General features: G+C 37.8%; 9 protein-coding genes. 7 read left to right on the top strand and 2 right to left on the bottom strand.

All coding sequences use genetic code 11. The annotated features are described in order from the left end of the window. Positions 1–303: 303 nt before the first annotated feature. The 4 genes from E7480_05380 to E7480_05365 all read left to right on the top strand — a co-directional run bounded on the left by E7480_05380 (position 304) and on the right by E7480_05365 (position 7,179). Entirely contained in the window at positions 304–1,185 is an 882-nt protein-coding gene (locus tag E7480_05380; protein MBE6904021.1) for a hypothetical protein, read from the top strand. Between the two features lie 167 nt (positions 1,186–1,352). Continuing rightward, positions 1,353–3,167, top strand: a complete 1,815-nt coding sequence (locus E7480_05375; GenBank protein ID MBE6904020.1) for a DUF4153 domain-containing protein — start codon at positions 1,353–1,355, stop codon at positions 3,165–3,167. A 288-nt stretch (positions 3,168–3,455) separates the two neighbouring features. Continuing rightward, a complete protein-coding gene (locus E7480_05370; GenBank protein MBE6904019.1) occupies positions 3,456–5,075 on the top strand; it encodes a hypothetical protein in 1,620 nt (539 codons plus the stop codon). A gap of 25 nt (positions 5,076–5,100) precedes the next feature. Beyond that, positions 5,101–7,179, top strand: coding sequence for a hypothetical protein (locus E7480_05365; GenBank protein ID MBE6904018.1), 2,079 nt, complete (start codon positions 5,101–5,103; stop codon positions 7,177–7,179). A gap of 447 nt (positions 7,180–7,626) precedes the next feature. Here E7480_05365 and E7480_05360 read toward each other — a convergent pair whose 3' ends face one another. Next, on the bottom strand, positions 7,627–8,856 hold the full coding sequence (locus tag E7480_05360; GenBank protein ID MBE6904017.1) for an ATP-binding protein: 1,230 nt from the start codon (positions 8,854–8,856) through the stop codon (positions 7,627–7,629). Positions 8,857–9,297: 441 nt separating this feature from the next. After that, positions 9,298–11,649, bottom strand: coding sequence for a DNA translocase FtsK (locus E7480_05355; GenBank protein MBE6904016.1), 2,352 nt, complete (start codon positions 11,647–11,649; stop codon positions 9,298–9,300). A gap of 142 nt (positions 11,650–11,791) precedes the next feature. Here E7480_05355 and E7480_05350 point away from each other — a divergent pair, with 142 nt between their 5' ends. The 3 genes from E7480_05350 to E7480_05340 are packed head-to-tail and all read left to right on the top strand — an operon-like array spanning position 11,792 to position 15,540. Beyond that, the gene (locus tag E7480_05350) at positions 11,792–13,714 is read left to right on the top strand and encodes an aconitate hydratase (GenBank protein MBE6904015.1); all 1,923 of its coding nucleotides are present in this window, start codon (positions 11,792–11,794) and stop codon (positions 13,712–13,714) included. A 14-nt stretch (positions 13,715–13,728) separates the two neighbouring features. Further along, the gene (locus E7480_05345; protein MBE6904014.1) at positions 13,729–14,889 is read left to right on the top strand and encodes an isocitrate/isopropylmalate dehydrogenase family protein; all 1,161 of its coding nucleotides are present in this window, start codon (positions 13,729–13,731) and stop codon (positions 14,887–14,889) included. Between the two features lie 15 nt (positions 14,890–14,904). Next, entirely contained in the window at positions 14,905–15,540 is a 636-nt protein-coding gene (locus E7480_05340) for a redox-sensing transcriptional repressor Rex (GenBank protein ID MBE6904013.1), read from the top strand. The last annotated feature ends 232 nt before the right edge of the window (positions 15,541–15,772 follow it).

Here is a 15,772-nt window from a genome sequence, read left to right as displayed (position 1 = left end):
AAATTGTTGAATATATTGAATTGTATTACAATTCAGAAAGATTGCATTCAGGTATCAATTATTCAGTACCAAATCAATTTTTCACTCTTTTATCTGTCCGAAATTCTTGACAAGTTTCGGTACCGAAGGTATCCGCTTCGCGGATGATTTTGAATTTCATGTGAGAGTTCGAATTCATACGCAAAAACGGTAAAAACATCTTTTTTGTAGACTTATCAAAAACAAGAAATCAAAACTTGTTGAACAAATTACGAATTTATACTATAATATACTCATAAATTTATCAGATATAAAGGAAAGAATATGAAGCTTTACGCTCCCGTGTACTATAAAAATTTTAAATGCATCGCAGATAAATGCGAGCACAGTTGCTGTGTCGGTTGGGAAATTGATATTGACAAGAATACTGTTGAAAAATATAAAAATATGAAAAATGATTATGGAACAGTCATCAGAGACAGTATTTCTATGGAAGATACACCTCACTTTAAGCTTGATGAGTCTGAAAGATGCCCCCATCTTGATAAACAGGGATTTTGCAAAATTATTATCAATGCAGGCGAGGAATATCTCTGCGATATATGCCGTGAACACCCGAGATTTTATAATTATACAAGCGTTGCTGAGGTTGGTATCGGTATGTCGTGCATTGAGGCGGCAAGGGTAATTCTTTCTTCGTCGGATTTTGAACAGTCAGAGTATATAGGCGATGTTGATGTAAAAGAAGATAATGCTGATTTTGACGGACGTATATGGCGTAGTGAAATATATGCGGTGTTGCATAATGATTACACCTCAGGACTTAATGAAATTTATCGCAGGTATTCTGTGAATGCAGGGAATGACTGTAACTGGCTTGAAATACTTAACAACCTCGAATATCTTGATATAAGGCACAAAAAATTATTTATGAATTATTCGTCAAAATGCCGTCCTGTCGGACGGGAAGCTGATGAATATCTGAAAAGATTTCTTGCATATCTTGTTTACCGCCACTGTACCGAAGCTTTTGATGCTGAGGACTTTTGTATCAGGTTAGCCTTTTGCTTGTTCTGTGAGAGGCTTCTTGCTTCTTTGATATGCTCTGAAAAAGCAAAGACTTTACAAGAAATTGCAACATTGGCAAGTATTATTTCGGAAGAGATTGAATATTCTGACGAGAACATTATAGCGTTAATGGGTTAATAAATACGGACATTTTTACAATGTCCGTATTTATTATTGTGAGCCCGTATTTTTAATGTGCAGACAGGTAAGACTTTTATTTAATTGTAACCATTTTGTAATGACTTTTTTTTACGGTTGTAATACAATATAGTATATGTATTTTAATCAAAGGAGAAGGGCAAAAAGTGAGGCAAAGTAAATCAGAATATAAAATTTCTGAAAAATTTAAAAATTTAATATATGCCTTTTTCCGCTTTCCTGTAACAATACTGTATTTAACGGTATTTGTAATTCTTATGTGTGTAAGAGAAAACGTGCAGGGAAACGGATTGCAGGTTGTAAAAGCTTTGTCTATGACTTGCGTTGTGGGAGCTCTTTTAAATATGCTCTCTGTTGCAGTAAAGGAAAGATTTTGCCCTAAAAGGTATCATTCAACCATTACGTTTGTAGGACTGTTTATGCCTTTTCTGCTGTTTTTAAGTCTGTATCTGTTCTCCTTGAATGATTTGTGGCTTTTCAGAAGCTATGCCTTTGGATTGATTTTCTTTTTGGGCTTTATGCTTGTACCGTGCATAAAAAGTCAAGAGAATACCTTTGATAAAATGGCAATAATCATTATAAGACATTTGTATTCAAGCTTTTTTTCTACACTGATGATTTATCTTGGCGCTTACGTTGTTCTGTATGGCGTAAATTCTCTTTTTATTATTTCTTCCTTTGAAAAAATAAATGTCTATATATTATATATATGTATATATATTTTTGCGCTTTCCTTTTTAAGTAAGCTTCCGAAATATTCAAATCAAAATGAAATAGAAGCTTTTGAAATGTCCGAAAATATAAAAAAAATAGTTTCCTATATAGTTATTCCTGTTATTTTTATTTTTTCTGCGATTTTTGCAGGCTACTTTGTAAAAATATTTGTAACAGGCATCTGGCCGTCAAATCAGATAGTAAAAGCCGCTGTGGTATATAGCATTGCGGGTATTTGCGTGTATATGATTGCGGGAAATATAAGCTCGGAAATTTGTAAGCTTTTTAAAAAAATCTTTCCTATTATATGTATAGTGTTTAATATAATGTCGGCAATTGCTGTTCTAAAAAGAATATCGGTTTATGCAATAACATATAACCGTTATTTTGCTATGCTTATAATAGCTTTTTCTGTTGTCTGTTGCCTTGTGTATTTGATAAAATCAAAAATATATCTCGTTGCAACGGTTTCTTTGTTTTGCTTTTTCGTAGCCTTTTCCTGCTTGCCTATAGTAAACTTTTTTGACGTGTCCTGCTATTCGCAAATGCTCAGAGCAGAGAAAATTCTCCAAAGAAATTATATGCTTGAAAGCGGCGTGCTTAAAAGCGACGTCGAAATTCCTTCATATGATATGCAGGAGCTCTATAACAGCGTTGAGTATTTAACCTTAAAGGATAAAACAAAAATAGCTTATTGGCTGCCTGACGGTTTTGTGATGAGCGATTTCGAAAGATGCTTTGGCTATTCAGAAAATTCTCAGATAGAGGATAATGATTTTTATTACAGAAATTATATATTAAAGCCCGCCAATTATAATGTGTCGGGCTATGACCTGTGCATAAATGCGCAAACTGAATACCTTGAAACCGGTGTAGTTTCCTCTGCTGAATTCAAAGGCAACAGGGGCGAATATTACTACGAGCTTATAAGCGATAACAGTAACGGCTCCTTGTCACTGGTGCTTAAACGCAACGGTGCTCAGATAATGCAAAGCGATTTTAATGAAATGATATCCTACTTTAAAAATGAAGCTATAAAAGATATAAAAGACTCCGCTGTAAACGTAACGGAAATCCCTCTTCCTCTCGAAAAAATGTCCTGCGTTCTTTACGGCGGCGGCTCAAGACTTTATGTGGTGTTTACAGCGGTAACTGACAATCGTTCTATGGACATAGATTACAAATATCTCGACAGCTTAACGGTAGTTGCAAATGTCTATTTAGATGAATATTACAATGGAAGATAATAAAATTATCCAAAGTTTGTAATTTGTTCCAAATTAACAGTTGCCTTAGAAGGACAAAAAGTAATAATTTACAATAATTTAAAAAAAAACATATTTATTTTGGGTAATTTTTAATTAAATTTCTTTATAAAATGATTGACATAACATTTTATTTGTGTTAAAATTTAGATACTGATATCATTATGCCCTGCTTTTCCGTATAACCACGGGACACGCACGGTCGTGATTATAAATGTAGAAAAAGTCCTTTAGTTCCTAAAGGGCGAACACGAAATTGGAGGAAAGGCTATGAAAAAAAGAATGTTGGCGTTAGCAGTAGCGGTACTTATGATTGTTTCCGTTTTTGCTGCAATGCCCATTTCTGCTGCAAGTGCAAACCTTTCACTTTCTGTTGAATCAGTTGAAACTGAAGGCGGCAGATTGGTTACTGTGTATGCACAATCCGCAGAGGCTCTTCTTGCTGGTTACCACATTGAGCTTACCGATTCCGACGGTGCGTCAATCATCACTGAAGATGTAGTTGACCCTAACGGCGACGTAGAAACATACAAGGACGTAGTTCTTGCTAACGAAGTTGCAGGTCTTGCAACAAGCGTTGATGAGAACGGCGTTGTTTCTTTCGTATACGCTGGTTTCGTTGATAACGGTGAGAATATTGAAGAGATCGCTGATATTGATATTTCTTCAAAAACAGCTCTTTTCAGCTTCTATGTTGACGTAACAGCAGAAGAGGGAACAACAGGAATTGCTCCTGTAGTTGTTTCCAAGAGTGATATGGCATTCGCTGATGAATCCGGCTATGCTTTATTCACAACAGATGTTGCTGTTGAAACCTTTGATACTGTAGTTCCTTTTACAGGTCTTGAGTTCTCAGTAACAGGTGCTACTGCTGAATTAAACGCAGGCGACCTTTATGAAATCGTAATCAACCTTGCTAATTACGATGCTAATGCTCCTATCGTTGACGGATTTATGATTACTCTTGATGTTGATGCAAACTTTGCAATCAACGAAGTAGTAGACCCCGAAGGCGAAGTAGAAGCTTATCAGGACATCGTATTTGCTGATGCTCTTGCAGGCAAAGCAGCAGGTTACTACAATGCTGAAACAGGCAAACTCGTTATCCTCTTTGACGGTGTTGACGCAGCTGAAAATACTGCTGAAACTCTTGCAAAGGGCACAACTGAAATAGCTACAATTAAACTTGTTGCTAAAGAAGTTGCTGAAGAAACAGTTGTTGAAAACGTTGTTGCTATCAACGACGAAGGCACAACTTTCGTAGGTACAGATCTTGTTGCAATCGCTGCTACAGGTTCTGTTAATGCAGCTGCAACAATCGCTGCTCCTGCTCCTACAGGCTTAGAGTCTGTAAACGGCTTATATGCTATTGATAACGATAACTTCACAATCAAAGCTGTAAGACCTATGACAACAGTTGAGGACTTTATTGCTGAAGTTCCCGCTGCTGCAGATGCAATCTTTACAGATGTTTACGGTACAGATATTGCTGAAGCTGGTTCATACATAGGAACAGGTTCAACTGTTGAAGTTAACGGAAATGTATACTATGTAGTAGTATACGGTGACCTTGACGGTGACGGCGATGTTATTATGGGTGCAGACGATGCTTACGTAAATATGATTGCCGAAAACGCTTTGGATCCTGAATTAGGTATGGATTTTGATACATTCTATTCAGACCTTGGTCTTGACCCTGAAAATGAAGTGCTTTATAACTGCCTATTTGAAGCAATCGAGTTAGACTTAGACGGTGAAATTGTAATGGGCGCAGATGACGCTTATTTAAATATGGCTGCTGAGAACTTCTTGGATGCTGAATTAGGTTATGATTATGAAACCCTTTTAGTTGACCTTGGTATTCTTGATAGCTTAGGTTTAGCTTATTAATTTTTAAAAGGAGGATACTTTTATAATGAGAAAGATTATTTCCATTGTATTAGCAGTAAGTATGTTGTTTGCTTTAACAACTACTTTTGCTGTAGGTGTATCCGCTGCTGCTGGAGAAGTTACTTTGAGCTTTGAACTGTATGAAGTTACAGGTGACGGCGAAGTTTTAGTAACAGATATTAAAACTCTTGAAGCTGGCGATACAGTAAAACTTTATCAGAAATTGAGCGGATACAATGAAACAAATGCACCTACTAAGTTTGCACAGATTTGTACTTATATAGACTATAATCAGTCTGCTTTAGAAACAACTCTTTATACAAACAATATGTCAAATACAGGTATTGATGAGATTCCTGATTTCTATTGCTCTGATTATGCTACAACTAAAACATATTATAACATTAAGACAGCTGCTTCTGACTTACGTATAAAGAATATTTTTGCAACAGCATCAAACACTGCAAGATTTCCTTATGCTGAGGATGGCGCTAATTTAGGTTCTTTCACATTCACAGTAAAAGAAGGAATTGCTGATGTTGAAGAATTAACTTTCTCTTATGCAAGAGATGTTGAGTACACAGGTGCTCACATTTTGAAAGCAAAAGTTTTCACCGGTGTTTCCGATAACCAATTACGTGCTCAGGCTAACAATATAGCAGTTCCTGCTATTGAGTCTTTGACAATCACAGAGGCTGCTGAAGCTCCTGCTTTAGGTGCTGACGTTGCTTTAAAAGACAAGACAGATGCTGGTTACGTATATTCCGTAACTCTTAACAACACAACTGAAGGCGCAAGCTACAAGGCATACGCTAAGGATGCTGCTTATGGCTGGACATTAGTTAAGGCATTTGGCACAGAGACAACATTTGATATCGTTGTTGAGAATCCTTGCGATCCCTTCCAGATTGAAGTTCTTGCAGAAGATGCTGAAATCGGAACAGTTGAAGCTCCTACATACAACAAGACTCTTGCTGAATTAGGACAGATTTCACTTGGCGATATTCAAGTTGGTGCAACTAACCTTAACGAAACTGCATTGATTAAGGGTGATGTTATCGTTCCCGAAGGTAAGACAGCTGCTTACACAGTATACTTCTCTGACAGCTATGAGACTGTTACAGGTCAAGTTGCTGCTAACGGTAGCTTCACTGCTACTGCACATGCAACAAGAGCCGGCACATATGTTGCTGACATCACTGTTGCAGTTGTTGGTGAAGAAGATTACAACGTTGCAACAAAGAGAGTTAACTATACAATAGTTGACGTTGCTGCTGCTGAAAAAGCTTACTTTGACGGCACTGCATTAGGTCTTTCCGGAAATAAAGCCGGCGAAGAAATCACTCTTACAATTCCCGGAATTGTAAACGGTGACGGCACAACAACAATTTCAAGAGCTATTGGTGAATTTGGCGATGCTAAATACTCAACATCTACAGATGCTCTTGTATTTGCTAAACCCGGCGTATACAACGTATACACAGATATCAAAGATGCTAACGGCGCAATTGTTGATTCTGTTTACAGAAGAATCAGAATTATGAGAGCTGAAAACAACGTAGATATTACTGCTGTTACAGGCTTAGACGCTGCTGCAACTGTTGATACAACATACACAGCAACAATTGAAGCTGTAAATGCAACTGAATACTTGTTTGTTCGCCGTGAGGCTGACAAGTACGTAGTAGTTCAGAACTGGAGTGCTGACAATACTTGGGATTGGACTCCTGCTAGAAACGGTATCTATGAAATCTACTGCTATGCAAGAGCTGAAGGCGCTGGTGCTTTCGAAGTTCTTGAAATAGTAAAGGTTAACGTTGGTAACGTTTCCGCAACTGAGCCTACATTCGCTATCACAGGTGGCGTAGCTGGTGCTACATCCACAATCGCTGTTACAAATCCTGTAGAGGGTCTTGAGTACAGCTTCGAAATCTATGATAACTACAGCAACAAGAACATCAAGAGCGTATACTCAACAGCAACATCATTTGACTTTGTTGTTGATAAGGCTAGAACATATACAATCAACGTATATGCTAAGTCCGTTGGAAACAACGGTGCTTACGATGCTGTAGGCACAGGCACATATACATTTAAATGGTAAGAAATTACCTCTTTACACATTCAGAATAACTGAATAACCTCGGTTATTTGAATAAAATGTAATTAACATAAGGCTATGCAGAAATGCATAGCCTTATTTTTTGCGTTGTTGTACAACGCAGTGATATAAATCTCTGATGAGATTTATATCATATCGAGTTTGAGCTATGCTTAAACATATCGATTTTACGATAGTAAAAAATATCGAGCAGATGTTAGTCTGCATATAGGCAAAAAGCAAGCCTATCGCTTTTGTTACAACAAATTCAGTAATAATGATTGTAGTTTATGAAACACTTAGAAGCGTTTCAACGAACGATTTTATCGGCTTTACGCAAATAAAATTTCATTTTGCTCGATAGTCATTATAGTCAAAAAAAGAGGACAGAAAATGTAAAACATTATCTGTCCTTTAGAATAAGCATCATAAATTTCCTGAACTTTTTAGTTAAAGATTTTCGTCATTGGAAATAAAGTCAATCAGATTTTTGTGTATTACTCCATCACGTTTTTGCAAAAGAGAATCAAGGGTAATGACATACTTAGGATAGTTATCATGAATTATGCTGAAAGGTTTATATTCTCGTTCCTCGGTTTCCTGACTCATAATTGTCATAGCTACTTGAATATAGCGGTATTCATCGTTAATTCTTGTAATAAAATCGCACTCTAACTTTCCGATACGTCCCACGCTTATTTTATAATTTTTTGTACAAAGATAAGTATAAATTATATTTTCAAGTATCGGACCGTAATTTATTCTTGCATCTACGTTACGGGAAAAATAAATACCAAGATCAGCAAGATAATATTTTTGTTCGCCGCGAAGTGATTTTTTTGATTTAACATCAAAGCGAGGACATTTATAAATTATTTTTGCATTTTCAAGTATTTTTAAATAATTGTTTAGAGTTTCGCTACGGATTTTGATATGCTCCTGCTTGTCAAAGTATTCTGTTATACTTGAAAGACTTACAGTAGCACCGAAATTATTGATAATATAAGTCATAACCTTATCAAATACCGCAGGATTTCTGATTTTCCTATGCTTAATTACGTCTTTTTCAAGGATTTGCTCTATAACATCGGTAATATAGGTATCTTTATCGGCAGGGTTATCAAATTCAAGAGTTTTAGGAAAACCGCCAAAACGAAGATATTCGTTCAATTCTTCGAATTTGTTATCCTTAACGTCTTTTTTGAGAAATTTTTTCATTTCCAAAAACTCACGAAAGTTCAAAGTGAACATTTCAACTTCAATATATCGTCCCGTAAGCTTAGTAGAAAGCTCACCGCTGAGCAAATAGGAGTTTGAGCCTGTAATAAAGATAGAAAAGTTTCCATCTTCTCTGAAACCATTGACAACTTCCTCAAAGCCATCAACATTCTGAACTTCATCTATAAACAGATATTTAAAATCATCATCGGTAATAAGAGCTTCAATTGCTGCTTCTAAAGCATCAGGAGTTTTGATTTTTCTGTAACCTCGCTTATCAAGGTTTAAATATATAATATCCTTTTCGGCAACACCCTCTTTTTTTAGTTCTTCCATAACCGAAAGCAGAAAAAAAGATTTTCCGCAACGACGTATACCTGTAATAACTTTAATAAGATCACTATGGTAAAAACCGCGAATTTTTTCAATATAATATTGTCTTGTGTAAATTTTTTTATTCATCATCAATTCTCCTTTCTTATAAAAGTTGTTTCAAAATCGAAGATTTTGTGTCGAAACACAGATGTTTCGACTAACTATAATCATTATAATGATTATCGAATGTCGAGAAATTGACCCAATTTCTCGACAAAGCCGATGAAAATCGGCTCTATGTTGCAAAAAACATCTTAAAATGTTATTTTGCAACTTCGATATCATTTCAATGAATATGTTCAATTACCGTTGGTAATTGTTTGCGAATTCAAAATTCGCAGTCGAAATAAGGCTTTGCCCTATTTCGACATCCACATAGTCATTATAGCAGAATACTTAGTTAATGTCAAGTTAAGGCGGGTAAATTTAAATTATTATCAAATTCACCCTCGTTAAACGCTGTTTAACGACAAAAAACAACCGTTATTCAAAATCAGAATAACGGTTGTTTGGTTTTTAATTTTAAATTTATTCTTCGCTTTTTTCGGTGTTCATAAGCATTTCCTGATACTGAACCTTAGAAATTAAAACCTGACGGGGCTTTGCGCCTTCGTAGGGACCTACAATTCCTTTTTGCTCTAATTGGTCAACTATTCTTGCGGCTCTTGCATAGCCAAGCTTAAGCTTTCTTTGAAGCAATGAAACCGAAGCCATTCCCGCTTCCACTACAACCTCAATAGCAGCCGGAAGCATTTCGTCCTCGTCGGAAGCATTATCGTCAAGAACCTTCTTGTTTTTCTGCTCAGCCTCGGCAGCCTTTGTTTCAATATGCTCAATAATAGAATCGTCATATGTAACGTCTGCGCTTCCCGAAACAAAGTCGGTTACCGCTTCAACCTCTTTATCGCTTACAAAACAGCCCTGTATACGTGTGGGCTTGCTTTGTCCTACAGGACAGAAGAGCATATCTCCCCGGCCTAAAAGCTTTTCTGCGCCTGCCACATCAAGAATAATTCTTGAGTCAACCTGAGAAGAAACCTTAAAGGAAATTCTTGAAGGAACATTTGCTTTAATAGTTCCGGTAATAACGTCTGTCGACGGTCTCTGAGTAGCAATAACAAGGTGCATTCCCGCAGCTCTCGCCATCTGAGCAAGTCTGCAAATAGAGTCCTCAACCTCGTTGGGAGCCGCCATCATCAAATCTGCAAGCTCGTCTATAATAACTACAATATGCGGCATAGTTTCTAAATTCTCGTCAACCTTCGCATTTTCGTTGTAGCCTGTAATGTCACGTACATTTTGCTCAGCAAACTTTTTATAACGGTCAAGCATTTCAACGACAGCCCAGTTAAGTGCGCCTGCGGCTTTTTTAGGGTCTGTAACCACAGGGATAAGCAAATGAGGAATAGAGTTATAAATCTTAAGCTCAACAACCTTAGGGTCAATCATCAAAAGCTTTACCTGTTCGGGTGATGACTTATAAAGAAGAGAAATAATTATTGAGTTAATACAAACTGATTTACCTGAGCCTGTAGCACCTGCAACAAGAAGGTGAGGCATTTTTGAAAGGTCGGTTATAATATGGTTTCCTGTTATGTCTTTACCTAAGCAAACAGAAAGATTTGATTTTGCTTCTCTGAATTCACGGCTTGCTAAAATATCACGAATGAAAACAGAGCTTATATTATTATTTGGAATTTCAATACCTATAGCCGCTTTTCCCGGAATAGGAGCTTCAATTCTTACTCCCATAGCCGCAAGATTTAAAGCTATATCGTCAGCAAGATTTGCAATTTTACTTATTTTTACGCCTACACCGGGGGCAATTTCATAGCGGGTTACTGACGGACCTCTGCTTATATTTACTATGCTTGCATCAACACCGAAGCTTTTAAGAGTATCAATAAGCTTTTTGCCGTTTTGCTTAAGCTCGTCTGAAACATCTGCTGCAGGAGAAGCTCCTACGTCTTGCTTTAATAAGGTTATAGGAGGGAAGGTATAGCCCTCTGAGCTTTTCTTGGGAGCTTCCTTTTTCTCCTCCTCAATGTCAAACTCCTCAGTTTCCACAGGCTCTTTTTCTTCCTCTTTGGGAGGAATAACTGCTTCTGTTTCGGAAAGTTCTTGCTCATTCTCTATGCTTTCAGAGCCTTCGGAGAGAGTTTTCATTATATTATCAACCTGCTCATCGTCAATTTTTCTCGGCTCATCAACGGGAATATCAATAACAGGCTCTTTTTTCTTACTCTTGGGAGCTTTTTCTTCTTCCTCTTCTGAAACTATTTTTTCACCTACTGCCTTTGCAACATCTTTCATTTTAAAGGGAATGAAGAATTTGTAAATCTGCCTTGCGGTAATACCTGTCAAAAGCATAAAGGAAATAAGCAAAAGAAGAATAATTACAATTAACGAGCCAACAACGTCAAGTAAGGATCTCATACCAAGTCCCAAAGCGGAGCCTATAAGACCGCCTGAAATAATATTTGCAGTACCGTGAGAGAACATTTCGCCTATAACGTTGTTTATTCCCTGTGTTTCCGGCTTGAAATTCGAAATTATCAGCATAAGGGCAGAGAAATTAACAAGAAATACAATGCCCGACCAAAGCTTTATAGAAAATTCAAACTTAATGGCGCTTTTACTGTTTCTTATTGCAAGGAAAAACAAAAAGAAGGGTAAAAAATATGCCGCAGTACCTAAAAAGCCTTTAAAAAAGTTTGAAATAAAGCGTCCTGCAACACCTGTTATATCAAATAAAAAAGAAATTAACAAGAAAATTCCCACTACAAAAAGAACAACTGTAAGTATCTGATTTGCAAGAGGGGTACGCTCTTTACTTTGAACGTCCTTTTTCTTGGAAGCTGTTTTTTTCTTTGCCGCCATAATAAATTCATTTCCTTTCGGATTGTTTATTCTATCCTATTATATCATATATATAGCTCGTTTTCCAGTACTTTTTTTCTTGACAATTAATTAACAATATTATATTATATTTAGTATATGTATTACTAAGGAGGAAAAGCTCTTGGCAAAGAATATTGCACAAAAAATTATAGAGGCACATCTTGTCAGCGGAAAGGCTGTTGCAGGTGAGCCTATCGCATTAAAAATCGACCAGACTCTTACTCAGGACGCTACGGGAACTATGGCGTATCTGCAGTTTGAAGCTATGGGGGTTGACAGAGTAAAAACAGAAAAAAGCGTTGCTTATATCGACCATAATACTCTGCAAAGCGGTTTTATGAATGCTGACGACCATAAATATATTCAGACCGTATGTAAAAAACACGGTATTTATTATTCCCGTCCAGGTAACGGTATCTGCCATCAGGTACATCTTGAGCGTTTCGGCAAGCCCGGAAAAACTCTCGTAGGAAGCGACTCCCATACTCCCACAGGCGGCGGTATTGGTATGCTTGCTATGGGTGCAGGCGGTCTTGACGTTGCTGTTGCTATGGGCGGCGGCGCATATCATATCACTATGCCTAAGGTTGTTAAGGTTAACCTTACAGGCGCTCTTTCACCTTGGGTTTCTGCTAAAGACGTTATTTTAGCTGTACTTAAAAAGCTTACTGTAAAGGGCGGCGTAGGAAACGTTATTGAATATGCAGGCGAAGGCGTTAAAACCTTGTCTGTTCCCGAAAGAGCTACCATTACCAATATGGGCGCAGAGCTTGGCGCTACCACCTCTGTTTTCCCCAGTGATGAGGTTACAAGAGAATTCCTTAAGGCTCAGGGACGTGAAGAGGATTTCACTCCGATATTTGCAGACCCCGATGCTCAGTATGATAAGGAAATTGAAATAAATCTGTCTGAGCTTGCTCCTATGGCGGCTTGTCCTCACAGCCCCGACAATGTTAAGGACGTTACTGAAATAGGAAAGATAAAAATTGACCAGGTTTGTATCGGTTCCTGCACCAACTCATCTTATCTTGATTTGATGCGTGTTGCAACTATACTTAAGGGCAAAACAGTACATCCAGACGTTTCTTTAGTAATTGCTCCCGGCTCCCGTCAGGTGCTTAATATGCTTGCGCAAAACGGCGCTTTATCCGATATCTTAGCGGCAGGCGCAAGAGTTATTGAATGTGCTTGCGGTCCTTGTATAGGAATGGGACAGTCTCCTAAGAGCGCAGGTGTATCCTTGCGTACCTTTAACAGAAACTTTGAAGGCAGAAGCGGTACACAGGATGCAAGCGTATATCTTGTAAGCCCCGAAACAGCTGCTTATTCAGCATTGAGCGGTGTTCTTTCTGATGCAAGAGAGCTTGGGGACAAGGTTGAAATAAAGATGCCCGAAAAGTTTCTTATAAATGACAATATGATTGATGCTCCTGCAGAAAGCTCTGCTGAGGTTGAGGTTGTAAGAGGCCCCAACATAAAGCCCTTCCCCATAAACGAAGCTTTACCCGACACAATAAGCAAGAAGGCTTTGCTTGTAGTTGGCGATAATATAACAACAGACCATATTATGCCTGCAGGCGCAAGAATTTTGCCCTACCGTTCAAATATTCCCTTCCTTTCTCAGTTCTGCTTTGAAAAGTGCGATGAAAGCTTCTCAAAGCGTGCTCTTGAAGAGGGCGGCGGCTTTATAATAGGCGGTCAGAACTACGGACAGGGCTCTTCAAGAGAGCATGCGGCGCTTGTTCCTCTCTATCTGGGAATAAAGGCTGTAATTGCAAAATCCTTTGCAAGAATACATGCAGCTAACCTTATAAACTCGGGAATTATGCCCCTTGTTTTTGAAAATGAGGCAGATTACGATTCTATTTCCCTCAACGATGAGCTTGTTATTGATAAGCTTCATTCTCAGCTTGAAAACGGAAAAATTTCAATACTTAATAAAACAACAGGCAAAAGCTTTAATGTTACAATCGAGCTTTCTGAACGTCAGAAGGGTATGATTTTAGCAGGCGGTCTTTTGAATTACACTAAAAATAACGGTTAAAGGAAGTATTACAAATGGAAGCACAGATAAAAGCAGCAACAGAAAAATTTGAAGCGCTTATTCGTGAACAGTTAGCAAGAGTTGAGCGTATCAACAATTCTAAAGAGGTTACCGATTATGATAAGCTCGATAAAATAGTAATCGGTATTTGCGGCGGTGACGGTATCGGTCCCGTAATTACTCACGAGGCTCAGAGAGTTCTTGAGTTTTTACTTGCAGACGAGGTTAAAAGCGGAAAAGTTGAATTTAAGGTAATTGACGGTCTTACAATAGAAAACAGAGCAAAGGTTTTAAAAGCTATTCCCGACGATGTTCTTGAAGAGCTTAAGGCTTGCCATGTTATTCTTAAGGGCCCCACAACTACTCCCGAAGCAGGCGACGGCTGGCCCAACATTGAAAGCGCTAACGTTGCTATGCGTAAAGAGCTTGACCTTTTTGCCAACGTACGTCCTGTAAAAGTACCTGAAAAGGGTATTGACTGGACCTTCTTCAGAGAGAATACAGAGGGTGCTTATACCTTGGGCAGCAAGGGCGTAAACGTAACTGACGAGCTTGCTGTTGACTTTACTGTAGCTACAACTGAGGGTACAGAAAGAATTGCCCGTCTTGCATATGATTTCGCACGCAAGAACAATAAGGAAAAGGTTTCAATCATAACAAAGGCAAACGTAATTAAAACTACTGACGGAAAGTTCCTTAACCTTTGTAAAAAGGTGGGAGAGGAATATCCCGAAATAGTTACTGACAGCTGGTATATTGACATTACAACAGCTAAGCTTATTGACGAAAAGCGCCGCAAGGATTTCAAGGTATTTATTCTTCCTAATCTTTATGGTGATATTATAACAGACGAGGCTGCTGAATTCCAAGGCGGCGTAGGTACTGCAGGAAGCGGAAACATAGGTAAAAAATATGCTATGTTTGAGGCTATTCACGGCTCTGCACCCAGAATGGTAAAAGAGGGCAGAGATAAGTATGCAGACCCCTGCTCTATGCTCAGAGCAACTGTTATGCTTTTAAACCACATCGGCAGACAGTCTCTTGCTTCAAAGCTTGAAAAAGCTCTTGATATTTGTATGTTTGAAGAGAAGAAAATCGCTATAACAGGAAGAGATACAGGCTGTACCTGTAACGAATTCGGCGATTACGTAATGGAAACAATTACAAAACTTTAAAGAAAGGCACTTAATATGGAAAAAAGTGTTCCGATTGCCGTTATAAAACGAATGCCCCGTTATTTCAGATATTTGAGCGACCTTATGAAAAACAACGTCGAAAAGGTTTCAAGTCAGGAGCTTTCGAGACGTATGAATGTTACTGCTTCACAAATAAGGCAGGATTTCAACAGCTTCGGCGGTTTCGGACAACAGGGATACGGCTACAATGTCCGTTCCCTTTATAATGAAATCGGCTCGATTTTAGGCTACGATATGGGATATACTGCAATTATTATCGGAATGGGAAACTTAGGTAATGCAATAGCTCATAATATCAATTTTGAAAAACGAGGAGTTAAGATTACCGGTCTTTTTGATGTTTCAGATGCCGTGATTGGCAGTACCTATAAGGGCTTAGAGGTTATGCATACAGATAAGCTTGATAAGTTTTGTAAAGATAATAATCCCGATATTGCTATTCTTACACTTCCGAAATTGCAGACTCCGCCTATGTGTCAAAGGCTTGCGTCTTTAGGCGTAAAGGGCTTCTGGAATTTTTCCAATATGGAGCTTGAAAGCATTAAGGGAGTATCAATAGAAAATGTCCATTTGGGCGACAGTCTTATGAAGCTTTGCTTCGATATTAAAAATAATAATGGTTATAGTTAGTCAAAACAGTAACCAAAATTACTGTTTCGACACCAAATCAATGATTTGGAAGCAAATTTTCAAAGAAAATTTGACAATAACCATTGTAATGAGTGTCGTGTGAAATTAAATTTTATAGAATTTAATTTCACAAAGCCGATAAAATCGGCTTGTCGAAACGCTTTTTAGCGTTTCAACAAACTACAATCATTATTGATATTTTTTGTGTCAAGCTGTACTTAATTTGCATAGT

This window comes from Oscillospiraceae bacterium, from assembly GCA_015067255.1.
In the GTDB taxonomy this organism is placed as follows: domain Bacteria; phylum Bacillota; class Clostridia; order Oscillospirales; family SIG519; genus SIG519.
The sequence above is the reverse complement of the archived record's forward strand: the minus strand, read 5'-3'. Positions and strand labels throughout refer to the sequence as shown.

Coding starts and splice junctions, on each gene's coding strand:
- E7480_05380 (MBE6904021.1), top strand. CDS start 304: ATGAAGCTTTACGCTCCCGTGTACTATAAAAATTTTAAATGCATCGCA.
- E7480_05370 (MBE6904019.1), top strand. CDS start 3,456: ATGAAAAAAAGAATGTTGGCGTTAGCAGTAGCGGTACTTATGATTGTT.
- E7480_05365 (MBE6904018.1), top strand. CDS start 5,101: ATGAGAAAGATTATTTCCATTGTATTAGCAGTAAGTATGTTGTTTGCT.
- E7480_05360 (MBE6904017.1), bottom strand. CDS start 8,856: ATGAATAAAAAAATTTACACAAGACAATATTATATTGAAAAAATTCGC.
- E7480_05355 (MBE6904016.1), bottom strand. CDS start 11,649: ATGGCGGCAAAGAAAAAAACAGCTTCCAAGAAAAAGGACGTTCAAAGT.
- E7480_05345 (MBE6904014.1), top strand. CDS start 13,729: ATGGAAGCACAGATAAAAGCAGCAACAGAAAAATTTGAAGCGCTTATT.
- E7480_05340 (MBE6904013.1), top strand. CDS start 14,905: ATGGAAAAAAGTGTTCCGATTGCCGTTATAAAACGAATGCCCCGTTAT.